Raw genomic sequence first — 26,055 nt, 5'->3', positions numbered from 1 at the left:
GACCAACATGCAGTCTGAAGAACTTTATATTGGCGTGATGTCCGGGACCAGTCTGGACGGTATTGATGTCGTTTTAACAGGATTTCAAAATGGTAAGGTTCAGATATATGCCGGTTACTGTCATCCTATTCCGGCGGGCATACGTCAGAAGATATTAGACATCTGCACCGGGCAATTAACCAGTTTAAAATCTATCGGGATCCTGGATCATCAACTGGGCCATTTATTTGCGCAGGCAGTCAATCAGCTACTCTCACAAACATCTTATCAGGCCGGGGACATCCGGGCGATTGGCTGTCACGGACAAACCGTCTACCACCATCCGGATCAATGCACACCTTTCACCATTCAGTTGGGTGATGCGAATATTATTGCGATAGAAACCGGTATAGATACTGTTGCAGATTTCCGCCGAAAAGATATGGCACTCGGTGGTCAGGGAGCTCCTCTTGTTCCGGCATTTCACCAGGCAATATTTCAGTCCCGGAGCCATTCGACAGTCGTTGTGCTCAATATAGGCGGCATGGCAAATATTTCTGTACTCAGAGCCGGCCATCCGGTATTGGGGTATGATACGGGACCAGGGAACGTATTAATTGACAGCTGGTGCCATAACCATACAGGTATGGCTTTTGATCAAGATGCCAGTCTGGCATTTTCAGGTCAGGTTCAACCTGAATTACTGGCAATACTTGAAAGTGATCCATACTTTTCAGCTCCGGCACCCAAGAGTACAGGCCGGGAGTATTTCAATCTGGATTGGGTTCACCGCCATTTAAAAGGGATTCATAGCCGACTGAAGATCGAAGATGTACAAAGGACGCTATGCCAATTGACCGCCAATACTATCAGTTCCCAGATTTCTCAGTACAAAACCGGTGAAAATCCATATGTCTATGTATGTGGCGGCGGAGCCCATAATCCACTTATCATGGATGAATTAGCAAAGAAATTAACGCAGTGGCATATCACAACTACAACAGAATATGGTATTAGTAGTGACTTGATGGAAGCCATTGCTTTTGCCTGGCTGGCCAGACAGCGGATTCATGGCCTTCCCGGTAATATTCCGGAAGTAACCGGAGCCTCAAAGGCAGTGTCTCTCGGAATCATCTATAGCGCAACCTGAAAGGATATTTATGACAAATGATGCATTACTCTCAGCGCTTTCACAGCTGATTTCTGAAGAACGTAATCCGGAAACAATGGATATCGATCTGCTGTCTACATCAGCCATTCTGAAAAGACTGAATCAACAGGATAAACTGGTTCCCTTTGCAGTTGAAAAAGAAATTCCTCAGATTGCAGCCGCTGTGGATTTAATCACTGAAGCATTCAGACAAGGAGGCCGGCTTATCTACACTGGTGCAGGTACAAGTGGTCGTCTGGGTGTACTGGATGCAGCCGAGTGCCCACCAACATTTGGCGTATCAGATAATATGGTCATTGGATTAATCGCCGGTGGAAAAGAAGCGATGTTTAAGGCGCAAGAGGGAGCAGAAGATTCATTCGCAGCTGCTGCCAATGATCTGAAAAAAATAAATTTTAATCAGAAAGATATTCTCATTGGAATTGCAGCAAGTGGCAGAACGCCCTATGTATTAGGCGCACTGGATTATGGCAATCACACTGGCGCTCATACAATCGCAATTTCCTGTAATCCAGACTCACCAGCTGCCGCAACGGCAGAAATAGCCATATCTCCGGTTGTCGGACCGGAAGCATTATCCGGGTCAACCCGCTTAAAATCCGGCACAGCACAAAAACTGGTTCTCAACATGCTCACGACCGCCAGTATGATTCGTCTGGGCAAGAGCTATCAAAACCTGATGGTTGATGTACAGGCCACCAACAAAAAGCTGGAAGCCAGAGCAATAAGAATTGTAATGCAGGCAACTGACTGTGATAAATCAACAGCAGAAAAGCTACTCGCTATCAGTCAGAACAATGCAAAGATAGCCATACTGATGCAGCTCACCAGTATGAATTATCAGGAAGCTGTTGAAACTTTATCCCAATCGCAAGGTTTCCTGAGAAAAGCAATTCAACGTTCGTCTGATGAATAAGCCAGCCTGATTACTGAGTGAACTGCTGCCAGCCGCGACGCCATTCGAGCCGGAAGCGGTTGCCATTTGCAGTCCCGTCACAAATTCCGTCATAATACTGCCCTGAAAGTCCAATCTGGTATGCAAAATCAGGATTACAGAAAACCTTCACCCCATCTGTATAACCTTTGTCGTAATCCGATTGTTGGGTCACATCCAAAGCAGATAATACTTTATAAGTCCTCTGATGATGGCCGGCAACACCATCACGATATCCAGCCTGATACCAGTTTTTCCCTTGTGCTCCATCTGGATCAGAAGCCGAACACCCCGAGATAAACAATACAATGACAATGAACCAAACTGGGTTTTTCATATCAACTCCATGCTTTTTCATAACTATGCCACCATTATGATAGTCACTCAAGTGGCTGTCATGACAGCGAAATCACACCTGCAATACCGGAACCTGGAAACTGAGACAGAAACCAGCTGAATATATGTCTCACCGGGGCAGCGTGCAAGTCAATACATTATAGGCCAGAGATATGTCTGAGATTCGAAGACATAACAGCACCATACCTGAAGCTGCCGCCAACAACCACTTAATCGCTACATCTGCCATTAAAATTCATATACAACCATTGAATGGAGTTTTAAATGCACTGACCTGTTTGTGCGTTTAATCTGAACCATGCATTCTTTTTATGCGTAACCAAAGGAAGATAACTATGTGGTGGTTTTTGATATGTCTTGCCGCATTAATCGGCGGTTATTTCATTTACGGATCCTTTATTGAAAGAATCTTTGGTATTAATGAAAAGCGGGCGACACCAGCATATACACAGCAGGATGGTGTTGATTATGTTCCACTTCCAACCTCAAAAGTCTATTTAGTTCAACTTCTTAACATTGCGGGAGTCGGCCCTATTTTTGGCCCCATCATGGGTGCCTTATATGGTCCTGCCGCCTTACTGTGGATTGTCATTGGCAGTATCTTTGCCGGCGCTGTTCATGATTACTTCTCAGGCATGCTATCAATCAGAAATAACGGAGCGTCTGTACCCAGCATAACAGGAAAGTATCTGGGGAATAGTCCGAGGCACTTCATGAATGTCTTCGCGATTATCCTGTTGGTTCTGGTCGGTGTCGTATTTGTTTCTGCACCTGCGGGTATGCTGACAAACCTAATCAATGAGCAGACTTCGCTTCACCTTGGAACCGGGGCCATGGTTGTCATCATTTTTGCCTACTACATTCTCGCAACGATTGTTCCGGTCGATAAAATTATCGGAAGACTATATCCGGTATTTGGCGCATTGTTAATTTTCATGTCTGTCGGCCTGATGACCGCCATATCGTTCTCCGGTGAACATACGATCATGCCCGGATTTCAGTTTGGTGATATGTTCAGTAATTTGAACCCTCATGACATGCCGCTCTGGCCAGCGTTGTTTATTACCATTGCATGTGGTGCAATTTCGGGCTTTCACGCAACACAATCGCCATTGATGGCAAGATGTATGGAGAATGAAAAGAACGGACGGTTTGTCTTTTATGGTGCCATGATTGGTGAAGGGATTATCGCACTCATCTGGTGTACTATTTCTCTTTCGTTCTTTGACTCAGTCGATGGGCTCGCCGATGCCGTCAGCCACGGAGGTCCGGGAAACGTAGTTTATACCTCATCGTTTGGATTGCTAGGGGTATTTGGCGGTATCCTTGCCTTCCTGGGTGTCGTTATTCTGCCGATTACTTCAGGAGATACAGCATTCCGTTCAAGCCGCCTTATTCTTGCTGAGTACTTTAACCTTGAGCAAAAAACATTGAAGAGCCGCCTGATGATGGCCATGCCACTCTTTGTTATTGGCGGAATACTCACTCAAGTTGACTTTGGTATTATCTGGAGATACTTCGGTTTTGCGAATCAAAGCACTGCAGTCATTATGCTATGGACAGCTTCTGCATATCTGATTCGACATCAAAAATTGCATTGGATTACATCCATTCCAGCGCTCTTTATGACGACAGTTTGTATCAGTTTTATCCTGAGCAGTCAGACTTTAGGGTTTGGACTACCTATGCAAATATCAACGATTCTTGGCTTTATCGGCTCTGTCGCTGTATTGGCATATGTGATCAAAGTTGCAGGAAAACACAAAAACCTGAGTCATTCAGACAAAGCAACGGACAATCTGACCAGAATCACTTAGCTCATTCCTGAAATAGATAAGAGAAAAACCGGAAGAGTTCTTCATCAATGAAGAACTCTTTTCTGATTATATAACCTGCCTGACCTGCAGTTCTTTGGGAACTTCAAAAAACATATTCTCTTCCCTTCCGGAAATTTCTTCAACTGATGTCGCTCCCAAAGACTGAATCCGCTCTAAAATTTGATTGACCAGTTCTTCAGGTGCTGATGCACCAGCTGTCACACCTATCGTCTTCACATCCCGGAACCATGAAGCATCAATATCTTCGGGACGATCGGTTAAATACCCTTGGGTTCCCAGCTTTTCAGCCAGTTCTTTCAACCGGGTCGAGTTAGATGAATTACGAGAACCGACAACGATCATAATATCAACCTGTCGGGCAAGCATTCTCACCGCATCCTGGCGGTTTTGCGTTGCGTAACAGATATCATCTTTTCTTGGCCCTTGTATCTCAGGAAAAACTTCCCTGAGCTTTTCAATGACATCAGCCGTTTCATCGACAGATAGTGTAGTCTGACTGACATAATGAAGATTATCAGGCTGCTTAACCACAGATTTCAGTTTCATAACATCTTCTGTATTTTCAACCAGATACATACCGCCAGTTTCACTGGAATACTGTCCCATAGTGCCTTCTACTTCAGGATGACCTGCATGTCCGATCAAAACAACTTCCATGCTCTTCCGGCTGGCACGGGCAACCTCCATATGAACCTTAGTCACCAAAGGACAAGTGGCGTCGAAAACCGTTAAATCCCGGCTTTTTGCTTCATTTCTGACAGCCTGAGAAACTCCGTGGGCAGAAAAAATAACAATATTATTGTCAGGCACTTCATGGAGCTCTTCAACAAAAACAGCGCCTCTCTGTTTCAGGTCTTCAACAACAAACCGATTATGAACCACTTCATGGCGAACATAAATCGGTGGCTGATAGATAGATAATGCCCGTTCAACGATACTAATCGCCCGATCAACACCGGCACAGAACCCCCGTGGGTTTGCTAATAATATTTTCATGTTAAAGCTCACAGAATAATTTGACAGACACCAGTAATACCTATTTAATCAACCGACAAAATTTCAACATCAAACACAACATTCTGTCCGGATAAAGGGTGATTAAAATCAACAGTGACAGAATCCCCGTTTATTTCTGAAATAATTCCCGGAATTTCTGCACCATCAGGTCCACTGAATGCCATGATGATACCGACTTCCAGTTCCTGCCCAACAAAGCGGCTCCGCTCCATGTGGTGGATATTATCCGGATTTGGAAGTCCGAATGCATCCTGAGCTTCAAGAGCAATCGACTTTTTATCACCGGCTTTTAATCCCAACAGACATTTTTCAAAATTGTCACTCAGACTTCCGTCACCGACGACCAGCCGTGCTGGTTTATTGGCCTGATATGTACTATCAGCAACAGAGCCATCCTCCAGCTTAATCGTAAAATGCAGCGCTACCGAACTATCTTTTTGGATTGTAATTGTCATGACCTTCGCTTCTTCTCCGGGGGACAGCCCCTTTATGACAAAAAGCGCTCTCCGAATCAACAGACAGCGCTTAGGGTTATTGAACAAATTTAATGCTTATTCACCTGTTTTTAGCAGAGTAATAAGTCTACTTTTTCCGGAAACCATCTAAAATCAGCATAGCAGCACCAATACAAATCGAGCTATCTGCTAAATTAAATGCTGGCCAATGATAATCTTTCCAATAAAAATCAAGATAGTCGACAACATATCCATGAACTATCCGATCAAAAACATTTCCGACAGCACCGCCAATGATCATAGCATATGCTATGTTACTCCACTTTTCTGAAGCTGGTTGTTTTCTCATCCAATAAAGCAGAAGGAATACAACGCCAAATGCGATCCCGGCAAAGAGCCATCGCTGCCATCCGGATTGATCACTCAAAAAACTGAATGCGGCACCATGGTTATGAACATATAACAGGTTGAAAAACGGAAGCACCTCGACACGATGTGTCAGGCCATATCCCATATTGCTCATGACCAGATATTTTACAGAAATATCCAGTACAAAAACCAAGGCTGCCAGCCACAGCCAGCGTAGACCTGAGTTTTTCAATGTAAGTTCAGTCATTTTCATCTGCCAGTTTTTTACGCAAATTTTCTGATTTCGCCATCACCTTCAACGTTCGATACACAACGTCCACAGATATGTTCATGGCCTTCAACCGAGCCCACATCTGACGTATGATGCCAGCAACGCTCACATTTTTCATATTCAGTTGCCATCACCTCAACAAATAACCCATCCACTTCTGTTTCATGTGCACCTGAAGATTTTTCGGCAAGTGGCTTCACTGTCGCTTTTGAGGTCAACAGAACAAAACGCAGCTCATCCTCAAGTTGTTCCAGTTGTTCTGCCAGCTTATCGTCCGCGAACAGGATAACTTCGGCCTGCAAAGAGCCACCAATAGTTTTTTCACTACGCGCAGACTCAAGTAACTTATTCACAGCACCACGAACATGTTGAATCTCAGACCAGAAAGCATTATCAAATGCTTCACCATCTTCAAGACCAACCAGTCCATTGTACCATTCAGCAGTAAAAACAAAGGTATCCCGTGATTCACCATCAGCTTGTTTCTCTGGCATCTCAGACCAGATTTCATCCGCAGTAAATGACATAACCGGCGCCATCCAGCGAACTAAAGCTTCAACAATGTAAAACAGTGCCGTCTGACAGCTCCGCTGAGCGTGACCACCACGCTTGGCTGTATACTGACGATCCTTAATGACATCAAGATAGAAAGAACCCATTTCAATTGAGCAGAAATGCATCAATCGCTGTACAACCGCATGTGTATTATACGTATCATATGATTGAATGATCTCTTCCTGAGCAGCTAATGCCTGGCTCACAGCCCATTTGTCTAATGCAATCATATCCTGTACCGGAACCAAATCCGTTTCAGGGTTAAAACCGTTCAGATTAGACAGCAGGAAACGTGCTGTATTACGGATTCTCCGGTATGCATCAGCACTACGCTTCAGTATCTCATCAGACACAGCAACTTCACCGGTATAATCTGTCGATGCAACCCAAAGGCGCAGAATATCAGCACCCAGCTTGTTCACAACATCTTTTGGTGCAACCGTGTTACCGATAGACTTGGACATTTTCCGCCCTTGTCCGTCAACGGTAAAACCATGCGTCAAGACTTGCTTGTATGGTGCTTTATCTTTCATCGCAATCGATGAAATCAAAGACGACTGGAACCAGCCGCGGTGCTGATCCGAACCTTCGAGATACATATCTGCGGGTTGACCATTGAACTCTTCACGGCTATCAACAACCGCATAGTGGGTCACACCGGAATCAAACCACACATCCAGTGTATCCAGTACTTTTTCATATTGTTCTGCATCTTCAGGGCTAAGCAAAGTCGCAGGTTCCAAATCCCACCATGCCTGGATCCCTTTTTCTTCAACTAACAACGCCACTTTTTCAATCAGAGCCACAGTATCGGGATGCAGTTCAGCCGTTTCTTTATGAACAAATAACGCAATCGGCGTTCCCCAGGTACGCTGTCTGGAAATACACCACTCTGGACGCCCTTCGATCATCGCTTCGATCCGGTTTTGTCCCCAGTCAGGAATCCACTGAACATCCTGAATTGCACCTAAAGCTTTGTTCCTCAATCCAGACTGATCCATTGAAACAAACCACTGCGGAGTGGCTCTGAAAATAATTGGTGTTTTATGACGCCAGCAATGAGGATAACTATGTTCATATGCATGATGATGTAAAAGTGCGCCTTTTTCTTCTAATACAGAAATAACCGCATCATTTGCTTTGAAGACGTGTTGCCCTGCAAATAACTCAGTATCAGGAAGAAAGACACCATTCGAACCAACGGGGTTTGCAACTTCAAGGTCATACTTCTGCCCAACGACAAAATCTTCCTGACCATGGCCCGGTGCAGTATGAACAACCCCGGTCCCTGAATCAGTCGTTACATGTTCACCCAGAATAGCTGGCACAGTAAAATCATAAAAAGGATGCCTGAAGCGGCTTAACTCCAAATCAGAACCTTTCGCAAAACCAAGATTGTGGAAATGAGCAATTCCAGCCCGATCCATTACATCTTTAGCCAGCTCTGAAGCCACAATGATTCTTTCAGCAATCTGGTCTGTTTCAGAATTAGCTTCAACCTGAATCAACACATATTCAAGGTCATCACGTAAACATACTGCCCGGTTTGCAGGTAACGTCCATGGGGTCGTAGTCCAGATGACAATGGAAAGTTCACCTTCACCTTCATGACCTTCATTCAAGGCAAACTTAGCCAGCAACGCCGCTTCATCTGCTGCTTTGAAACGAACGTCGATAGAGGGAGATACCTTATCTTTATATTCAACTTCCGCTTCAGCTAATGCAGAACCACAGTCGGTACACCAGTGGACAGGCTTAAACCCTTTGAGTAAGTGCCCTTTATCGGCAATTTTTCCCAATGCACGAATAATGTTTGCTTCAGTCGCAAAATCCATTGTGCGATAAGGTTTATCCCATTCACCAAGAATGCCAAGGCGCTTAAAGCTCTCTTTCTGCCCTTCTACCTGACCCGCGGCGTATTCGCGACATTTTTCACGAAACTCTGCTGCTGTCACTTTTTGACCAGGTTTGCCTACTTTTTTTTCAACCATAAGTTCAATAGGAAGCCCGTGACAGTCCCATCCGGGGACATAAGGTGCGTCAAACCCAGAAAGTGTTTTGGATTTAATAATAATGTCTTTAAGAATCTTATTTAATGCGTGACCAATATGAATATCTCCATTGGCATATGGAGGACCATCATGTAATACAAAAGATTTCTTGCCTTTTTTCGCTTTACGGATCTCACCGTATAAATCTTTTTCGTACCAGCGCTTCAGCATTTCCGGCTCGCGTTTAGCCAGATTGCCACGCATTGGAAACCCTGTTTCAGGTAAATTCAGGGTATCTTTATATTCACTCATCGATTCTTAATTCCGTTATTCTGGGCAAAGTTAGACACGACATTAACCAGTTCAGACTGGTTAACCTGCATATTGAAGCAGCCACACCCTTGCTGCTTCTGCATCTGATTCAATTTGTTGCTTTAACGCTTCAAATGAAGCGAATTTAAACTCGTCACGAATCTTATGTAAAAGTGCCACTTCCAACTGCTTGCCATATAAATCACCTTGATAGTCAAATAAATGCACCTCAAGCTGCTGTCTGACACCATTAACAGTCGGACGCTGGCCAATATTAGCGATCCCGGAAACAACTTTCCCGGACACGCCCTTAACCTGTACAACATAGACACCGCTGACTGGAGAAACACAACGTTTAAGCGGTATGTTTGCCGTAGGGAAGCCAATTGTGCGACCTAATTTTCTTCCATGAGAAACCCGGCCACTAATACTATAGTTTCTGCCCAACATTTCTCTTGCTGCCTGAAGATTGTTCTGAGCCAGTGCATCGCGAATTGCAGTGCTGCTGACACGTAGTTCATCAAGGCAAAAGCTATGCGAGCTGACCACATCAAAACCAAACTTCTTCCCGGCTTGTTTCAGCATGTCAAAGTCGCCACGCCGGGCCTTTCCAAAACAAAAGTCATCTCCAACGACCAGAAACTTAACACCCAAACGCTTCACCAACAAGTCATGAATAAAAGACTCAGGCTCAATTTGTGCGAATTGTTCGTTAAAATTAACACACAATAAGCGATCAATAGCCAGCTTACTCAGCTGAACATACTTATCCCGTAAGCGTGTTAAACGGGCGGGTGCGTTTTCTTTTGCAAAGACTTCTAATGGCTGAGGCTCAAATGTCATGACAACAGAAGATATCTTCAGCGACTTTGCTTTCTCTGTCACCAGACGAAGCACATGTTGATGTCCCAAATGGACACCATCAAAATTACCAATTGTCAAAACACAGCCATATGGCTGTGTTCTCAAATTATGGATACCGCGGATCAATTCCATGGAAAATGTTTAAAACCTATATGTTCCAGTCTGTTCAGGGTAATGAAGCCGGAGAATTATATACTAATCGTTATCCGTCTGTCGCTGCTTTTATCATCTGTCATCCTTTATTTCACCAACATCCCGAACACCTGATTCTCTGGGAATGATATGCCTGAAACGAATGCCGGAAATCCAGCAGGAAATAACATAAACTAAAGCTCCGGAGACAATCAGACCAGCCAGAGTCAGGCCCCTTCTCCATATTCCCCAGTTTAACCAGTATATGATTTCATCCAGCATCACATACAAAAAGACACTCATCATGATACCGGATATGGCGAGCTTCATAATGAAAACAACTGTATTCATATGCAGCTGATATACACCCGCAATATGTAATCCCCGGTATAGCAAAGCCATGTTAATCAACGCGGATAAGGCCGTTGCCATGGCAAGGCCAACGTAGCCAAAAAAGTATGCAAAAACTGCATTAAAAAACATGTTAGATATCATCGCAACGATACCATATTTGACGGGAGTTTTTGTATCCTGACGAGAATAATATCCTGGGGCCAGTATTTTTATCAGCATAAAGCTGAGCAACCCGGAAGCATATGCCATTAACGATAAAGAGGCATGCTCAACATCAGACACAGAAAACTCCCCTCTCATAAATAAAACCATCAGCATTGGTTTTGACAGTGCAGCCAGTCCAAGCATTGCTGGCATCCCCAAAAAGCAAACCATCCGAACGCCCCAATCCATTGTTCTGGCAAAGCCGTCATTCTGATCGTTTACATAATTACGGGATAATGCAGGTAAAATGACCGTCGCAATTGCAATACCAAACAGCCCCAGAGGAAATTCGAGCAAACGATCTGAATAATATAACCAGCTGATTGACCCAGTCTGAAGGAAACTGGCTATTAAAGTATCAAACAACAGATTGATTTGACTGACCGAGACCCCAAACAATGCCGGAATCATGAGTGTTCTGATTTTCACAACGCCAGGATCACGCCATCCCCAACGGGGGCGAACAAAAACACCTGCCTTGATTAAAAAAGGAATCTGAAATAAAAACTGGATCATTCCCCCCAGAAAAACACCGATGGCTAAACCAATCTCTGGTTGCCTGATATGAGGTGATATAAATAAGGCCGCCCCAATAATCATGATATTTAAGAAAACCGGAGTAAATGAAGAAACGGCAAATTTCCCCAGCGTATTCAATATCGCACCGGATAGGGCAACAAATGTGATGAACCATAAGTATGGGAAAGTGATTTTTAATAATAAACTTGCCAGCTCAAATTTAGCCGCTGAAGGGCCATCATTTAACCAGTCAAGATACCATCCTGCACCAAACACTGCGGTGACAACACCCGATCCCAGAACACCTGCCAGCGTAACAATAGTAACCAGTACCCCAAGTGTACCGGAGGCTTTTGCAATCAACATCCGTGTTTCATTCATATCATCTTTGGCATGATATTCTGTTAAAACCGGAACAAAAGCCTGGGAGAAGGCACCTTCAGCAAATAAACGCCTTAAGAAATTGGGAATTCTGTTGGCAAAGAAGAATACATCAGCACTGACACCCGCTCCCATCAGATTTGCCACAACAATATCCCTGACCAGTCCAAGAACCCGGGATATCAAAGTCATCATACTGACAATAAGACCAGATTTGAGAAGACGTTTACTCACTGCAACCTCGATTAACACCAGAAAAATTAAAGGTAAACTTCAAGCTTGATTTGAAAGAACCACCCAGAACAACCCCGAGCTGGTATTGCTAAAAGAATACTGTTAGAATTCCCGCCATCTTAACCGTGAAGACCGTTGTATACCAAAAAATGTTTGGCTAAGATTGGTTTTTGCACAAATCATTTGACATTTATTGATAAATAAGGGATAGTTCCGGCCCTTAAAATGTCACCGAATTAAAGTTTTTGGGAGTAGACCCTTGGCAAATAGTAAATCTGCTAAGAAGCGCGCTATCCAGGCCGAGAAACGTCGTCAGCATAATGCTAGTCGTCGTTCAATGATGCGCACTTACATGAAAAAAACTGTTGCAGCTATTGAAGCTGGCGACAAAGAAGCTGCTACAGCGGCACTTGCTGCAGTAACACCGATTCTGGATCGTATGGCAACTAAAGGCCTTATTCATAAGAATAAAGCAGCCCGTCATAAGTCCCGTTTCGCGGCAGCAATCAAAGCACTTTAATTTTTAATTTGTTTTGATTTATTAAGAAAATAAAAAAACCGGCTGAAAGCCGGTTTTTTTATTTGTTGTGTTCGGTCATACCTTAAGTTTGTTGACCCTAAGCACAATAAAGCTGATGGAGTACTTCCATCACTGCTTTTACATTCTCGCTACTTAACGAGTAATAAACTGTTTGCGCTTCTTTTCGTGTCGACACAAGTTTATCTCTTCTCAACCAAGCCAAATGCTGGGACAAAGCTGATTGACTCAGGGAAAGATTCTCACTTAATTCACTAACTGATAGCTCCTGTTCAAGTAACAAACACAAGATCTGAAGCCGCCTTTCATTTGCCATCGCTTTTAGTAAGACGACAGCTTTTGCCGAATTTTCTTCCAGTGCTTTAAGATTCAAAACAAAAAACCTCTTTTTTCAAGCCTATTATTCTTATTGTTTATAGCAATAATGCTGTTTATAACAATAATGCAATGGAAAACCCGAGTCAGACAGAGAAAGGGTACTGAATCGGTTCGTGGCACTCATAACCATCAACCTGAAAATCATCCAGAGTTACCCAGGTTTCAAGGTCTTCGAGAGAACGAATATCCGGATTGACACTCAGGCGAGGTGATGGAAAAGGCGACCTACGTAACTGGACATCACGCATTAACTCAAGTTGATCGTCGTAAATATGTGCATTAACAATTTTATGATAAGCCTTACCGGGCTTCTTCCCGGTAATCTGAGCCATTAATACCAGCAATACATAAACCTGAACCATATTAAAGTTCAGCCCAAGCGGAACATCACATGAACGTTGTGTGCTGTTGAGAAACAAAGTATCTCCCAATAATGAGAAATGATGGCTGTACATACAAGGCCTCAAACACCCCATATGAAACTCTCCCGGATTATAGAAATTTAATATTTCTCCCCGATCGTCTGTGCCTTTGCTCAAGTCATCAACAATTTTTCTCAGTTGATCAATATGTCCGCCATCGGGTTTTGCCCATGTTCTTCCCTGAACACCATATACACGTCCCATGTCGTCTTCACCCCGACGATATGGATTGTTTAGCCATACATCATTCTGATTCGCATTGGCATCCCAGGTTTTGGTTCCCAGGCGACGAAAGTCGGCAGCGTTATCATAACCTCTGATGTAACCAAGCAATTCGGCTACTGCAGCCTTCCAAAAACTCTTACGGGTAGTCACTAACGGAAATTCATGAGTTGTTGCATCATATGTCAGATCTGCATTAATAACTGTCAGACAACGTTTACCTGTCCTCTGATTTTCAACCCACACACCCTCATCAATAATTCGTTGACAAAGTTCAAGATACTGCTTCAATTTATTAACCCCGATAAGCTTATTGAATTGACTGTCGGTTAGACTTATATGCCCAGGCCATCAGTAATACTCCCCCTAAAAGCATAGGCAATGACAGGATCTGTCCCATAGAAATACCACCAATAAACAGCCCCAGTTGTGCATCCGGCTCTCTGAAATGTTCAACAAAAATCCGGGCCAGACCGTAGCCTATCAAAAAGAGGCCGGCAACTGAACCAACAGGCCTTTTTTTACGAATGAATACATTAAGAATAATAAACAGCACAACACCTTCCAAAAGAAACTCATAGATCTGTGAAGGATGGCGAGGGTCGGGGCCGGCTCCGGGGAAGACCATTCCCCAGGGAACATCTGTTTTTCGTCCCCATAATTCACCATTCATGAAGTTCCCAAGACGGCCTAAAGCCAGCCCAAATGGGACAAGAGGAGCAATAAAATCGGCTACTGCGAAGAACTGACGGTTATTCTTTCTCCCGTACCATAACATAGCAGTCATCACGCCCAATAACCCACCATGGAAAGACATACCACCCGTCCAGACTTTAAACAAATAGAGCGGGTCCTGAAGCCAGAAGTCGAAACCATAAAAAATCACATATCCAAGACGCCCGCCAACAATGACACCAATGAAACCGGCAAATAACAAATCGGACACCTGATCCTTTGTCCAGCCACTTCCAGGTCTCTCAGCTCTTCTGTTTGCAAGCCATGTCGCAAACAGAAAACCAAACAGGTACATAAGGCCATACCACCGAACCGACAACGGCCCAATCGAAAATAGCACAGGATCAATATTAGGAAACTGGAGGAACCCATGAGACATAAGTTATTACTCTTTTTGATTTAAATAACAGCCATATTTAACGCATTAGCATATGAACAGAAACAAACATTAAAAATACAGAAAATATTTTTTTGAGAATTGAAGTTGGTAACTCCGTCGCCAGCCTGGCACCAAACTTAGTCAAAACTATCGATGTACATGAAATAAATAATAGTGCAGGTAAATAGACATACCCCAGACTATATTCAGGCAGATTATCCACTGTGACACCATGCCAGATAAATCCAAGCATTCCGGAAATCGCAATAACGCAACCACATACAGATGATGACCCAACCGCCTTCCGCATTTCGACACCATGACGATTCAGAAAAGGAACAGATAATGCGCCACCACCAATACCGGCAAGACTGGCGATGATGCCAATAAATATACCACTCAGCGATGTTACGCCCGGTCCGGGCATCGGTTTAAAAGCCTGAACCCGGATAGAACGAAACATCTGCACAGCCAGTATAAATACAATCACGCCAAAAATTCTGGGCAGATACTCAGCAGGAATCATCTCAGCCAGCGTCGCACCAATAAATCCACCACAAACGACACCCGGAATCAACCACTTAATAGCAAAAACATCAATATTACCAAACCTGAGATGATTTAGTGCTGAGGATCCGGAAGTAAGGACTATAGTAGAAAGAGAAGTAGCTAATGCAATTTGCATGGCAAGGCCAGCCGGAATTCCGGCATTTGGTAACAGATAAAGCAGTGCCGGGACAACAATTAGCCCGCCACCGATTCCCAGCAGACCTGCTAAAACACCTACGACGCTACCAAGAAGCATCAGTTCAGAGATAAACTCAATATTCAAATCTATTCATCCTAACGATATTCAGTACTTACCTGCACGTATAAAGCCAGCGAAACCATACTCTTCAAAATAGGTTTGCATCATACTATAAATATCGTGACCATATGGTTGCATCAATGCTTTTTGGGCTAAATCTTGAAGCGTCTTAACCTTTGCATTACGAATCAGGTATTTTACTTTTGCAACGTTTGATGTGTTCATACTCAATGAACGATATCCCATTCCTATCAGTAACAAAGCGCCTATCGGGTCTCCGGCTAACTCTCCGCAAATACAAACATCGATTTTGAATTGTGTACACGTATCATAAATATGTTTTAAAGCGCTGAGTACTGAAGGATGCATAGACTCATAGACATCAGCCACACGGGCATTGTTCCGGTCAACTGCCAGCAGGTATTGCGTTAAATCATTTGTACCAACGGAAACAAAGTCAATCCGGTCAGCAATCAGGGGTAAAAGATAAATCATCGAAGGTACTTCAATCATCACCCCAACCGGTGGCATAACAATTGATGGAACGTCAGATGAAACTTCTTCATATGCCCGCTGAATCAATCCGCGAGCCTCATCCAGCTCTTTCATTCCTGAAACCATTGGTAATAAAATACGCAGATTGTTTGTCCCGGCACTGGCTTTCATCATCGCTCTGAGCTGAATCAGGAAGATATCTGGATGATCAAGAGAAAAACGAATTCCCCGCCATCCGAGAAAAGGATTATCTTCTTCTATGGGCAAATAAGGTAACGGCTTATCGCCACCGATATCCAGCGTTCTCATCACAACAGTCTTATCTGCGTACATTTCCAGCATCTGCTGATATCGCAGCGTTTGCTCTTCTTCAGAAGGAAAACGATTCTGCAGCAAAAATGACACTTCAGTCCGATATAAACCTACGCCATCAATGCCCTGATTAACCACCGGATTCGTATCTGTATTTAAACCGGTATTCAACAGCACTTTGATCTGATGACCATCCTGAGTTAAGGCTAAAGCCGAAAGGCTTTCATTAACCATTTCAGAAAGTTCACTTTCTTCTTCGACTAATGCCCGGTACTCGGCAAGCACTTTAGAGTCTGGAGAGATGTGCACAAAACCACTATAGCCATCCACAATTCCAAGCACTGAATTCACATGATTCATATTCAGCGTCACCCCCATCACAGCAGGAATGCCCAGAGCCCGGGACAAAATTGCAGCATGGGAATTTGCAGCACCCTCAATAGAAACAACTGCCAATAATTTATCTTTTGGAATACTCGCCAATAGTGATGCGGTCAGCTCACGGACAACCAGAATGATAGGCTTTTCAAACTCCAGTTCTTCATTTTCCATATTATATAAAAAGAACAACAGCCGCTGCCCCAGCTCTTTCATATCCTGAGCTCTTTCGCGCATATAATTGTCAGTCATTGCAGAAAACCGGGAGACATATCTTTCCACAACCTGGCGCAAAGCCCAGTCAGCACGATCACCTTGCTGTATCTTATCCTTCAGATCATTTCGCAGCATCGGATCATTCAGCAAATGCGTAAATAAATCAAAAATAGCTAATGTATCTTTATGGATATCGCCATCAAATTTTTTTCGCATACGCCGAAAGTCGCTCAAAGCATTTTCGACAGCCTGCAGCAACATCTCCTGTTCTTTTTTTATGTCCAGTGTGGATGCAGGTAAAACACTTTCCAACTCAGGTTGCGAATTATCACACCAGAATTCTCCGATTGCGACGCCGGGAGATGCAGCAATACCTTTAATGACTGAAATCTGCTTATGAGAAAGTGACCATAACCCCTGAGATAAAGAGTGTGCGATGAGAATGGCCAGTTGGGCGGCAAGCGTGACAATGAAAGACTCTTCAATTTCACTGAACTGACGCGGGACACGTTGCTGAACAACCAACACACCAAGTACCTGCTTACGGTAAATGATAGGTGTGCCTAAAAAACTGTGATAGACCCGCTCTCCCAATTGTTTAAAATATTTAAAGTCCGGATGCTTGGAAGCCTCAGCCAGATTGATGGGTTCTGCCGTTCGTTTAACGAGTCCGACAAGTCCTTCATCGAACCCGATAGATATTTTTTTTCGTTTAAATTTCAAGCCCTGAGTCGCCATTAACTCAAGGCTCTGCTTTTCCTCATTCGCAAGGTAAATCGTGCAACATTCCGTATCCATTGCCTTACAGGTTTCTTTCACCAGATGGTTCAGAGCCTGATGAATATCTTCAATTCTGGATACTTGCTCAACAATTTCCCTGAGCTGAGACAGCATATTTACCCTCTTTTAGGTTTTCGTTTACCTTTTGGTTTACGGGTTTTGAATGGCATCGCAACTGATGCAAATTCTTTCATTACACGACGATACACGTCACGTTTAAATGAAACGACTTGCCTTACAGGATACCAATAGCTCACCCAGCGCCAACCATCAAACTCAGGTGTTACTCCACGTTGCATGTTAATCTTTGATTCATGACATTCCAAACGTAAAAGAAACCATTTCTGTTTTTGTCCGATACAAACAGGTTGAGAGTCCCATCGTACCAACCGTTTTGGCAACTTATACTTTAACCAGTGCCGGCTGGTTGCTACAATTTTTACATCTCTTTTTGTTAAACCAACCTCTTCATAAAGCTCTCGAAACATTGCCTGTTCAGGAGTCTCACCTTCATCAATTCCACCTTGAGGAAATTGCCAGGAATGTTGTCCGTATCGTTTCGCCCAGAATACCTGACCATGGTTGTTACAAATTACAATACCAACATTAAGCCGGTAACCATCGCCATCGATCACTGGCAAACCTCTAATAAAATTTTAATTCCTTTGATTTTTCCACAGATCTTCAGCAGGAGCAAATTTCAGGTCAAAACAAACACCAAATTTCCGCTCTGAAACCCAAAACAGACAACCAGCACGATTTTTTCCCACAATTGTTCATATTTCTATGGTTATTCACCTTTTCTGTGAATAACCATGTGAAAAAATAATATATTACTCACAATAATCCAGAGCCGAGACATAAAAAATAAAACATAAACATTACTGATCCATACCATCTATCCATATAAATCATTAAGTTACACACACCAACACATGCCTGAACAACAAAAGAAGATCAATAAAGATCTTCATCGAACAAAGATCCATCAGCCTTGCCTTTCTCTGAATAAGCCTCGCTAAATCTGCTAAAAAACCATCAAATTCAGATATAAAAAAACTGTATAAATGTACAGACTTACTGAAATAATGACTTATTCACAAGCAGATGTGTATAAGTTGATAGTAAATTGAAGATAAACACGCTCCAGAGACACGGAGGAAAAGAAACTTAAGATTCATACGACTTATTTGATAAACTGTCTTTTTTAAGAAACGATGAATCCCTGTGAGAACAGAACCCGAGACTAAAGAAGAACTATTGCAAAGTGCCCACCGTATCGCCGGGCTGAGTTTTGCTGAACTTGCAGATATAGCAAATGTTCCTGTGCCTGAAAATCTGAAAAAAGACAAAGGCTGGGTAGGACAACTACTGGAATGGCACTTAGGTGCAACTTCCGGAAGTAAACCTCAGCAAGATTTTGAACATTTAGGGATAGAACTGAAAAGCATTCCCGTAAGTTATACTGGTCAGCCACTTGAAACAACGTTTGTATGTGTTGCTCCTCTTACTGGTGTTCATGGGCTATCCTGGGAAACAAGTCATGTCAGACACAAACTATCTTGTGTTTTATGGGTTCCGGTTGAAGGAGAAAGAGAAATTCCGCTTCGTGACAGAAGAGTCGGGACACCTCTCCTCTGGACACCTTCTCAGAAAGAAGAACAATTATTAAAAAATGATTGGGAAGAACTCATGGAGCTAATCGTTCTTGGCCAGGTTGAACAGATTACAGCCAAACATGGTCAGGTACTTCAGTTACGACCTAAAGCAGCAAACAGCCGGGTAAAAACTGATGCTTATGGCGCCAGCGGAAAAATGATTAAAACCAAGCCCAGAGGCTTTTATCTGCGTACACAATTTACCGCTCAGATTCTTGAACGACACTTCTTGCATCTGCAAAATTAATTATTTGATTAGCTTAGAGCGTTTATCTTTCATCGCCTTGTTCAAAAAATACTTCGTTTCATTTCATTCAGATGTAGATCTATTTTTCATTTAAAGATAGATTCTTTGTATCTTTTAAATAACCACAAATATGATGCCCGGGTTATTTGAAGATTCCGTTTTCAACTTTTATGAATTTCGAAGCCGTCATGTTGTATACCCAGAGCATCTGAAGTTTTAGGTATAAATACAAATTCATGAATTATTTTCAGCTTTGTTCAACATCAAGGAAGTGACATGCAATATACAAAACTGCCTCACTCGACATTAGAAATCAGCAAAATTTGTCTGGGAACAATGACTTTCGGAGAGCAAAACACGCTCTCTGACACATGTAATCAGCTGGATTATGCTTTAGAGCAGGGAGTGAATTTTATTGACACTGCCGAAGTATACCCGGTTCCCCCCAGACCTGATACTCAGGGATTGACTGAGTCTTATATCGGTCAATGGCTGGAAAAATCAGGAAAAAGAGAAAAAGTGATTCTGGCGACAAAAGTTGCAGGTCCCCGAGGTGCTGAAATCCGGGATAAGATGGCTCTGGATCACAGGAATATACACCAGGCAATTGATGACAGTCTGAGCCGGTTGAAAACCGATTATGTCGATCTCTATCAGCTCCACTGGCCACAAAGACAAACCAATTGTTTCGGAAAACTGAACTATCCTTACCCGGATGAAAAAGAAGCGGTCACTTTGATTGAGTCACTGGAAGCAATGAGTGACCTGGTTAAAGCAGGAAAGGTTCGTTATATTGGCGTTTCAAATGAAACACCATGGGGATTAATGACTTATTTACGCCTGGCAGAAAAACATGATCTTCCCCGAATAGTCACAATCCAAAATCCGTACAGCTTACTGAACCGAAGTTTTGAAGTTGGACTTTCAGAAATAACCCACTACGAAGGGGTTAAGCTGCTGGCGTACTCGCCAATGGCCTTTGGTGTATTGAGTGGCAAGTATCTTGATGGTCATCCAAAGAATGCAAGATGCACGATATTTGAACGATTTAATAAACGTTACTTTACGCCTCAGGGGATTAAAGCGACAAGAGCCTACACAGATCTGGCCAGAGAGCACGGGCTGGATCCCGCGCAAATGGCACTTGCTTTTGTCAATCAGCGTCCTTTTGTTGCTTCAACAATTATAGGCGCAACAACAATGGAACAATTAAAAACAAATATCGATAGTATCAACATTGAATTGTCAGAGTCATTGTTAAATAAGATAGATGCCATTTCAGCAGCTTTCTCAAACCCATGTCCATAAGCTGCTTCTTTGCAAAAATTTAAACGTTACAAATAGAAAAGCTGAAAAATCAGGAGTAAAAACTCCTGATTTTTATAAGGAAGTCAGTCATATTACATCACTGACTTCCTCAGGATTACGTCGGTATTTTCAAGGCAATAAGCCGGCAAATACTACGCATACGCAATGATACAATTTCATCAAAAGTGCGGGATTTACCTGACTCTGTCACAGGCTGGTCCATACCTATATCACGTAATAAGTGAGTATTATTCCAGGGAATATCCTGTAACACCTGATGTTGCTTCTTCTTGATTAAGCGCTTTTCACGACGTAAGTCAGCACGGATAAATAAAATAGCGATTGATAGATAGACAGAATTACTCATATGTTTCTCCTGATAATTTCAAACAGAGAGAACATGGCAATACTTAATATCAGAATGAATAGAAAGTCACTTTTTATTAAGCTGCCATGCTCTGCAGCCTAATAAACAGACGCAGATCAATTCAAGACAGATTTATCCTGAGTGGGGACACCATGTCCCATTCCGGCATACGCATACACTGAAAATACGAAATTATTCATCTATGCGCCTCCTGAATCGATCTATTAATTGGGTTAGAAAAGAATTGTGACCTGAGCCACGACGTTATTCTATAAAGGACAGATAAAAAATCAACTAAAAACAATAACTCCTGTGAAAAACAATATTTCATACTTACTAATCTTGATTTTTATATCAACATTAAAACATTCAATCTATATTTTCAGACATTGAAAAATATCATTCCATCGAAGCATATAAAAAATTTATTGGTAAAAATAGCAGCCCAACATTCCCGAATGAACATTCAGGATGAGTGACTTCTACTCATCAAATCTGGCTTATTCAAGCTCAGGAATTCACTTCTTCATCAGAAATTAAATGATATTTATTTAATAAACGATAAATTGTCGCTCTTGATATTTCCAGTTCTTTTGCTGCCAACGTAATCTGCCCCTGATTAGAATCCAGCGCAGCAACTAACGCATCCTTTTCAGAACGCTCCCTTATTACCTTCAAGCTTAACTTTTCATCACAATATTCAGGCAAATCTAAATCATTCCCGGTCAACATCACATCATCCGACATTAATACCATCCGTTTAATCTGATTGATTAATTCACGAATGTTCCCGGGCCAACGATACTGGGATAGCTTATCCAGGGCTTCATCGGTAAATCCTCTGGCCTGAGCATTATATTCTTTGGAAAACTGCTGCAAGTAATAACGGGCAATCAAGGGAATATCTGTACTTCTTTCTCTCAGACTGGGGACATTTACTCTTAATACATTGATATTATGATATAAGTCCTCGCTGAAATTATTTTCTGCAGTTGCCCTGTCTATATCTGTCGTATTTGAAGTCACAATACGGATATCAAGCTTAATGACCCCTTTTACAGTCTCAATCGTTCCTTCCTGAAAAAAGCGTAATAAATTCAGCTGCTGCCTTTCAGGAATGGATAATATCTCCTTAAAAAAACAGTGCCGCCCTCAGCTTGCTCCAGCAATGTCAGGGTCTCTGGCTTCTCAACCCCAATTCCGAAAACTTCCATTTCAAACCGTTTCTCAGACATCGCACTACAATTCACTGTGATAAAAGGTTTTTGAGAACGGGAGGAGACATAATGAATAGCTTTGGCTACCTGTTCTTTTCCGGAACCACTTTCACCACAAATAAATATATTGACATCTGTTGGTGCAATACGCTTTATTTGATCTCTGAGGCGCTTCATTACCAGAGATTCACCGGATAATCCTAAATCACCATAATTACCGTATTGAGGCCAAACTTTTTTCTCCAGCTTTAACATACCCAGCTGATGACCAATCGTACTAAGCAACTGAGTATCGGGTATTGGCGAAGTAAAAAAATCAATGCAGAAATTAACAATAAACTGGCAAATTGTATCAGAGCCCAGTTGAGACTCTCTGATAAATGCCAGCCAGCGAACCTGGCGATGGGAACTCACCAGATTAGCAATGCCATTCAAACTGAATTCATCATGACTTAAATCAACAATACCAATACACGGCCCTGTTTCTCTGAATAACATATCAGCTTTTCTTAAATCACCGACCTGAGAGCAGCACCATCCAACTTGTTCTAAAACTGATAGCCATGGTTCATAAGTACCACCAACTACGATAAGAGAACCCGGAACAGAGTCCATCCGGAACTGATTACCCATGAATATTCCTTATCATTGACTAAATTCGTGTCATTATTTAATGATTTTGCTTCTATATTATTGATTATTAAGCGTTGTGCTAGCTAAATCATTCATTAAAAAGCAATAGTCTTATTAATGAGACCCTCAAATACATTGCTATAAAGAGGATAGCATTGGTATCAGGAAAATCATTTAAATCCCAAATATACCGAATATCACAAGTCATTCTTTGCTGATTGTCAGTTTTGCCCATAAAGTATCATCCATAAAAAAAGCCTTTCCCGAAAGGAAAGGCTTTTTACAAATATGGTCGACAAGAATCAATTATTGCTGAGGTCTCATCGCCGGGAAAAGAATCACATCGCGTATTGAATGCGCATTGGTAAATAACATCGCCAGACGATCGATTCCAATACCCTGCCCTGCTGTCGGTGGCAGTCCGTGCTCCAGAGCCCGGATATAATCCCCGTCATAAAACATTGCTTCATCGTCACCGGCATCTTTTGCTGCCACTTGCGCTTTAAAACGAGACTCCTGATCTTCAGCATCATTCAGCTCAGAGAAGCCATTCGCAACTTCCCGGCCACCAATAAAGAATTCAAACCGGTCAGTAATAAATGGATTATCATCATTGCGTCGGGCCAGTGGAGAAATATCAGCAGGATAACCTGTTATAAATGTTGGCTGAATCAACTGAGGCTCTGCGGTTTCACCAAAGATCTCTTCCAGTAACTGGCCACAAGTCCAGAATGATTCAACTTCAATATGAAGAGACTTAGCAATAGAAATCATCAATTCACGATCCTGAATTTTATCATTATCCAGACTCTGAATATCCTGATGATCCGGATTATAGTGCTGGATTGCTTCCAACATGGTCATTCGGGCATATCGACCGCCAAAATCAACGGTCTCATCGCCATAAGGAACCGTCGTGGCTCCCATCACTTCCTGAGCAACCTGACTTAACATTTCCTCAGTCAAGTCCATCAGATCATGATAGTCAGAGTAAGCCTGATAAAATTCCATCATCGTAAATTCAGGGTTATGCCGTAAAGACAACCCTTCATTGCGGAAGTTACGGTTAATTTCAAATACCCGTTCAAAACCACCAACGACCAAACGTTTCAGATATAACTCTGGTGCAATACGCAGATACATATCAATATCTAAAGCGTTATGATGGGTGATGAACGGACGGGCAGCCGCACCACCAGGGATGGTTTGCATCATTGGGGTTTCAACTTCAAGATAGTTTTTGGAAGCCATAAAACCACGAATCGCAGTAATCAGTTTCGAGCGGATAATAAATGCCTGACGCGAATCTTCGTTCACAATCAGATCAACATAACGCTGACGATAACGCAGTTCCTGATCCGTTAACCCATGGAATTTTTCCGGTAGCGGACGTAATGCTTTCGTCAACAACTCATACGATTCCATGTTAACGTAAAGATCACCCTTACCCGATTTGTGCAATGCACCTTTCACGCCAATGATGTCACCAATATCCAGCCCCTGATATTTGGCTTTCAGCTCTTTTTGGACATCTTTAGTCGCATACGCCTGTATACGCCCTGAGGTTTCCTGAATCACTAAAAAAGGACCACGTTTTGCCATTACCCGGCCAGCAACAGCAACAATATGGTTGAGTTCTTCCAGCTCTTCTTTTGTCTTTTCACCGAAGTCTTTCTGCAAATCTCCAGCCAGGCTGTCCCGGCGAAAATCATTTGGGTGTCCGTTCGATTTACAACTTTTCCGAATATGTTCCAGCTTACTACGACGTTCCGCAACAAGCTTATTTTCTTCTTGAATGTTGTCGTTTTGAATCACATCAGTCATGTGGGTTTAATCCTGTATATTTCGGTAAAAAGCTAAAGACCCGATTTCAGACTAGCTTCTATAAATTTATCCAAATCACCATCAAGGACTGCCTGAGTATTCCGGTTTTCAATTCCGGTTCTTAAATCCTTAATTCGAGAGTCATCCAGCACATAGGAACGGATTTGACTGCCCCAGCCAATATCAGATTTGGCATCTTCATTCGCTTGCTTTTCTGCATTTTGTTTCTGCAGTTCAAGCTCAAATAATTTTGCACGCAGCTGTTTCATTGCCTGATCTTTATTCTTATGCTGAGAACGATCTGTCTGACACTGAACAACTGTATTGGTAGGTAAGTGCGTAATCCGGACAGCAGATTCAGTTGTGTTCACGTGCTGGCCACCAGCTCCGGACGCCCGGTATACATCGATTCTTAAATCTGCGGGGTTGACATCGATCGCAATATTTTCATCCACTTCAGGGTAAATAAATGCGGATGCAAATGATGTATGACGCCGGCCACCTGAGTCAAAAGGAGATTTACGGACAAGGCGGTGAACACCCGTTTCAGTACGCAACCATCCATATGCATATTCACCCGAAACCCTTACGGTCACGGACTTTAAGCCTGCGACTTCACCTTCAGAAACTTCAATAACTTCGGTTTTAAAACCTTTTGACTCCGCCCAGCGTAAATACATACGCAGCAGCATTGAAGTCCAGTCCTGAGCTTCTGTTCCTCCGGAGCCTGCCTGCAAATCAATATAGCAGTCTGATCCATCATGGTCACCCGAAAACATTCGCCGGAACTCAAGTTTTTCCAGTTTTGCTTCCAGCTCATCCAGTTCAGGTGAAATCTCGTCAAATGTTTCCTGATCTTCAGCTTCAACAGCCAGTTCCAGCAAACCTTCAACATCATCAACACCCTGATCAAGCTGCTGAATTGTTTCTACGACAGCTTCCAGAGAAGCTCTTTCACGTCCCAATGCCTGAGCGCGTTCAGGCTCATTCCAGACATCAGGTTGTTCTAACTCTGCATTGACTTCTTCAAGACGCTCTTTCTTAGCATCATAGTCAAAGATACCCCCTCAGGATATCTGTGCGCTCAGACACATCCTGAAGACGATTTTTTATAGGATTGATTTCAAACATGATTGCTCAATAATTTTATCGCTTAGAATTTAACCGCAGAATTCTACTGAAAAAGATAAGGAATATACAG

At 42.7% G+C, this 26,055-nt stretch carries 22 protein-coding genes and 1 pseudogene; 6 read left to right on the top strand and 17 right to left on the bottom strand.

What is annotated here, in order from left to right:
* The first annotated feature begins 7 nt into the window (after nt 1-7).
* Both OCV29_RS04185 and murQ read left to right on the top strand, forming a co-directional pair.
* Nucleotides 8-1,129, top strand: a complete 1,122-nt coding sequence (locus OCV29_RS04185) for an anhydro-N-acetylmuramic acid kinase (protein ID WP_073603275.1) — start codon at nt 8-10, stop codon at nt 1,127-1,129.
* Between the two features lie 10 nt (nt 1,130-1,139).
* Entirely contained in the window at nt 1,140-2,066 is a 927-nt protein-coding gene (gene murQ / locus OCV29_RS04180) for an N-acetylmuramic acid 6-phosphate etherase (RefSeq protein ID WP_073603276.1), read from the top strand.
* Between the two features lie 10 nt (nt 2,067-2,076).
* On the opposite strand, the gene OCV29_RS04175 is transcribed toward murQ, so the two are convergent.
* Nucleotides 2,077-2,421, bottom strand: coding sequence for a DUF2799 domain-containing protein (locus OCV29_RS04175; RefSeq protein WP_073603573.1), 345 nt, complete (start codon nt 2,419-2,421; stop codon nt 2,077-2,079).
* Nucleotides 2,422-2,776: 355 nt separating this feature from the next.
* Between OCV29_RS04175 and OCV29_RS04170 the strand changes: the two genes are divergently transcribed.
* On the top strand, nt 2,777-4,258 hold the full coding sequence (locus OCV29_RS04170; RefSeq protein WP_073603277.1) for a carbon starvation CstA family protein: 1,482 nt from the start codon (nt 2,777-2,779) through the stop codon (nt 4,256-4,258).
* 66 nt (nt 4,259-4,324) lie between these two features.
* On the opposite strand, the gene ispH is transcribed toward OCV29_RS04170, so the two are convergent.
* The 6 genes from ispH to murJ all read right to left on the bottom strand — a co-directional run bounded on the left by ispH (nt 4,325) and on the right by murJ (nt 11,895).
* Entirely contained in the window at nt 4,325-5,275 is a 951-nt protein-coding gene (ispH, locus tag OCV29_RS04165) for a 4-hydroxy-3-methylbut-2-enyl diphosphate reductase (RefSeq protein WP_073603278.1), read from the bottom strand.
* Nucleotides 5,276-5,319: 44 nt separating this feature from the next.
* A complete protein-coding gene (gene fkpB / locus OCV29_RS04160) occupies nt 5,320-5,751 on the bottom strand; it encodes an FKBP-type peptidyl-prolyl cis-trans isomerase (RefSeq protein ID WP_073603279.1) in 432 nt (143 codons plus the stop codon).
* 127 nt (nt 5,752-5,878) lie between these two features.
* Entirely contained in the window at nt 5,879-6,373 is a 495-nt protein-coding gene (lspA, locus tag OCV29_RS04155) for a signal peptidase II (RefSeq protein ID WP_073603280.1), read from the bottom strand.
* Nucleotides 6,374-6,384: 11 nt separating this feature from the next.
* Entirely contained in the window at nt 6,385-9,249 is a 2,865-nt protein-coding gene (gene ileS / locus OCV29_RS04150) for an isoleucine--tRNA ligase (RefSeq protein WP_073603281.1), read from the bottom strand.
* A 60-nt stretch (nt 9,250-9,309) separates the two neighbouring features.
* Nucleotides 9,310-10,245, bottom strand: a complete 936-nt coding sequence (ribF, locus tag OCV29_RS04145; protein ID WP_073603282.1) for a bifunctional riboflavin kinase/FAD synthetase — start codon at nt 10,243-10,245, stop codon at nt 9,310-9,312.
* Nucleotides 10,246-10,338: 93 nt separating this feature from the next.
* A complete protein-coding gene (gene murJ / locus OCV29_RS04140) occupies nt 10,339-11,895 on the bottom strand; it encodes a murein biosynthesis integral membrane protein MurJ (protein WP_390903470.1) in 1,557 nt (518 codons plus the stop codon).
* 301 nt (nt 11,896-12,196) lie between these two features.
* Here murJ and rpsT point away from each other — a divergent pair, with 301 nt between their 5' ends.
* Nucleotides 12,197-12,457 (top strand): 30S ribosomal protein S20, encoded by a 261-nt coding sequence (rpsT, locus tag OCV29_RS04135; protein ID WP_073603283.1) that lies wholly within the window; start codon nt 12,197-12,199, stop codon nt 12,455-12,457.
* A gap of 97 nt (nt 12,458-12,554) precedes the next feature.
* On the opposite strand, the gene OCV29_RS04130 is transcribed toward rpsT, so the two are convergent.
* The 6 genes from OCV29_RS04130 to rppH form a co-directional block, all read right to left on the bottom strand.
* A complete protein-coding gene (locus tag OCV29_RS04130; protein ID WP_073603284.1) occupies nt 12,555-12,848 on the bottom strand; it encodes an ArsR/SmtB family transcription factor in 294 nt (97 codons plus the stop codon).
* A gap of 88 nt (nt 12,849-12,936) precedes the next feature.
* Nucleotides 12,937-13,788: a thymidylate synthase gene (locus OCV29_RS04125; RefSeq protein WP_073603285.1), complete on the bottom strand. Its 852-nt coding sequence runs from the start codon at nt 13,786-13,788 to the stop codon at nt 12,937-12,939.
* Nucleotides 13,789-13,807: 19 nt separating this feature from the next.
* Nucleotides 13,808-14,611, bottom strand: coding sequence for a prolipoprotein diacylglyceryl transferase (lgt, locus tag OCV29_RS04120; RefSeq protein WP_073603286.1), 804 nt, complete (start codon nt 14,609-14,611; stop codon nt 13,808-13,810).
* Nucleotides 14,612-14,648: 37 nt separating this feature from the next.
* Nucleotides 14,649-15,443 carry a sulfite exporter TauE/SafE family protein gene (locus OCV29_RS04115; protein ID WP_073603287.1) on the bottom strand — a complete coding sequence of 265 codons (795 nt, stop codon included), beginning with the start codon at nt 15,441-15,443 and terminating at the stop codon, nt 14,649-14,651.
* 21 nt (nt 15,444-15,464) lie between these two features.
* Complete coding sequence (gene ptsP, locus OCV29_RS04110) at nt 15,465-17,714, bottom strand: phosphoenolpyruvate--protein phosphotransferase (protein ID WP_073603288.1); 2,250 nt, start codon at nt 17,712-17,714, stop codon at nt 15,465-15,467.
* A gap of 2 nt (nt 17,715-17,716) precedes the next feature.
* Nucleotides 17,717-18,235: an RNA pyrophosphohydrolase gene (gene rppH / locus OCV29_RS04105; protein WP_073603289.1), complete on the bottom strand. Its 519-nt coding sequence runs from the start codon at nt 18,233-18,235 to the stop codon at nt 17,717-17,719.
* A 592-nt stretch (nt 18,236-18,827) separates the two neighbouring features.
* On the opposite strand from rppH, the gene mutH reads away from it, so the two are divergent.
* Nucleotides 18,828-19,505, top strand: coding sequence for a DNA mismatch repair endonuclease MutH (gene mutH / locus OCV29_RS04100; protein WP_073603290.1), 678 nt, complete (start codon nt 18,828-18,830; stop codon nt 19,503-19,505).
* 276 nt (nt 19,506-19,781) lie between these two features.
* Nucleotides 19,782-20,813, top strand: coding sequence for an NADP(H)-dependent aldo-keto reductase (locus tag OCV29_RS04095; protein ID WP_073603291.1), 1,032 nt, complete (start codon nt 19,782-19,784; stop codon nt 20,811-20,813).
* A gap of 115 nt (nt 20,814-20,928) precedes the next feature.
* Here the strand turns inward: OCV29_RS04095 and OCV29_RS04090 are convergent, their stop codons facing one another.
* The 4 genes and pseudogenes from OCV29_RS04090 to prfB all read right to left on the bottom strand — a co-directional run bounded on the left by OCV29_RS04090 (nt 20,929) and on the right by prfB (nt 25,985).
* Nucleotides 20,929-21,180: a hypothetical protein gene (locus tag OCV29_RS04090; protein WP_073603292.1), complete on the bottom strand. Its 252-nt coding sequence runs from the start codon at nt 21,178-21,180 to the stop codon at nt 20,929-20,931.
* 510 nt (nt 21,181-21,690) lie between these two features.
* Nucleotides 21,691-23,030 (bottom strand): annotated as a pseudogene (locus tag OCV29_RS04085) (sigma-54-dependent transcriptional regulator).
* A gap of 306 nt (nt 23,031-23,336) precedes the next feature.
* Entirely contained in the window at nt 23,337-24,854 is a 1,518-nt protein-coding gene (lysS, locus tag OCV29_RS04080) for a lysine--tRNA ligase (RefSeq protein WP_073603293.1), read from the bottom strand.
* Between the two features lie 32 nt (nt 24,855-24,886).
* Nucleotides 24,887-25,985 (bottom strand): peptide chain release factor 2 gene (prfB, locus tag OCV29_RS04075; protein WP_139281554.1). Its coding sequence is split into 2 segments (ribosomal slippage): nt 24,887-25,909 and nt 25,911-25,985, totalling 1,098 coding nucleotides; the frame shifts between segments, so codons are not numbered across the junction.
* Nucleotides 25,986-26,055: the final 70 nt, after the last annotated feature.

Origin of the sequence: Vibrio aerogenes, assembly GCF_024346755.1 — a bacterium.
Classification (GTDB): domain Bacteria; phylum Pseudomonadota; class Gammaproteobacteria; order Enterobacterales; family Vibrionaceae; genus Vibrio; species Vibrio aerogenes.
This window is presented reverse-complemented; position numbering and strand designations above follow the sequence as displayed.

Bases quoted from the DNA above. Each gene is read 5' to 3' on its own strand.
- lspA (WP_073603280.1), bottom strand. From the start codon at position 6,373: ATGAAAATGACTGAACTTACATTGAAAAACTCAGGTCTACGCTGGCTG.
- OCV29_RS04185 (WP_073603275.1), top strand. From the start codon at position 8: ATGCAGTCTGAAGAACTTTATATTGGCGTGATGTCCGGGACCAGTCTG.
- ptsP (WP_073603288.1), bottom strand. From the start codon at position 17,714: ATGCTGTCTCAGCTCAGGGAAATTGTTGAGCAAGTATCCAGAATTGAA.
- lgt (WP_073603286.1), bottom strand. From the start codon at position 14,611: ATGTCTCATGGGTTCCTCCAGTTTCCTAATATTGATCCTGTGCTATTT.
- OCV29_RS04095 (WP_073603291.1), top strand. From the start codon at position 19,782: ATGCAATATACAAAACTGCCTCACTCGACATTAGAAATCAGCAAAATT.
- murQ (WP_073603276.1), top strand. From the start codon at position 1,140: ATGACAAATGATGCATTACTCTCAGCGCTTTCACAGCTGATTTCTGAA.
- ispH (WP_073603278.1), bottom strand. From the start codon at position 5,275: ATGAAAATATTATTAGCAAACCCACGGGGGTTCTGTGCCGGTGTTGAT.
- lysS (WP_073603293.1), bottom strand. From the start codon at position 24,854: ATGACTGATGTGATTCAAAACGACAACATTCAAGAAGAAAATAAGCTT.
- OCV29_RS04175 (WP_073603573.1), bottom strand. From the start codon at position 2,421: ATGAAAAACCCAGTTTGGTTCATTGTCATTGTATTGTTTATCTCGGGG.
- murJ (WP_390903470.1), bottom strand. From the start codon at position 11,895: ATGACTTTGATATCCCGGGTTCTTGGACTGGTCAGGGATATTGTTGTG.
- OCV29_RS04090 (WP_073603292.1), bottom strand. From the start codon at position 21,180: ATGAGTAATTCTGTCTATCTATCAATCGCTATTTTATTTATCCGTGCT.
- OCV29_RS04170 (WP_073603277.1), top strand. From the start codon at position 2,777: ATGTGGTGGTTTTTGATATGTCTTGCCGCATTAATCGGCGGTTATTTC.
- ileS (WP_073603281.1), bottom strand. From the start codon at position 9,249: ATGAGTGAATATAAAGATACCCTGAATTTACCTGAAACAGGGTTTCCA.
- ribF (WP_073603282.1), bottom strand. From the start codon at position 10,245: ATGGAATTGATCCGCGGTATCCATAATTTGAGAACACAGCCATATGGC.
- fkpB (WP_073603279.1), bottom strand. From the start codon at position 5,751: ATGACAATTACAATCCAAAAAGATAGTTCGGTAGCGCTGCATTTTACG.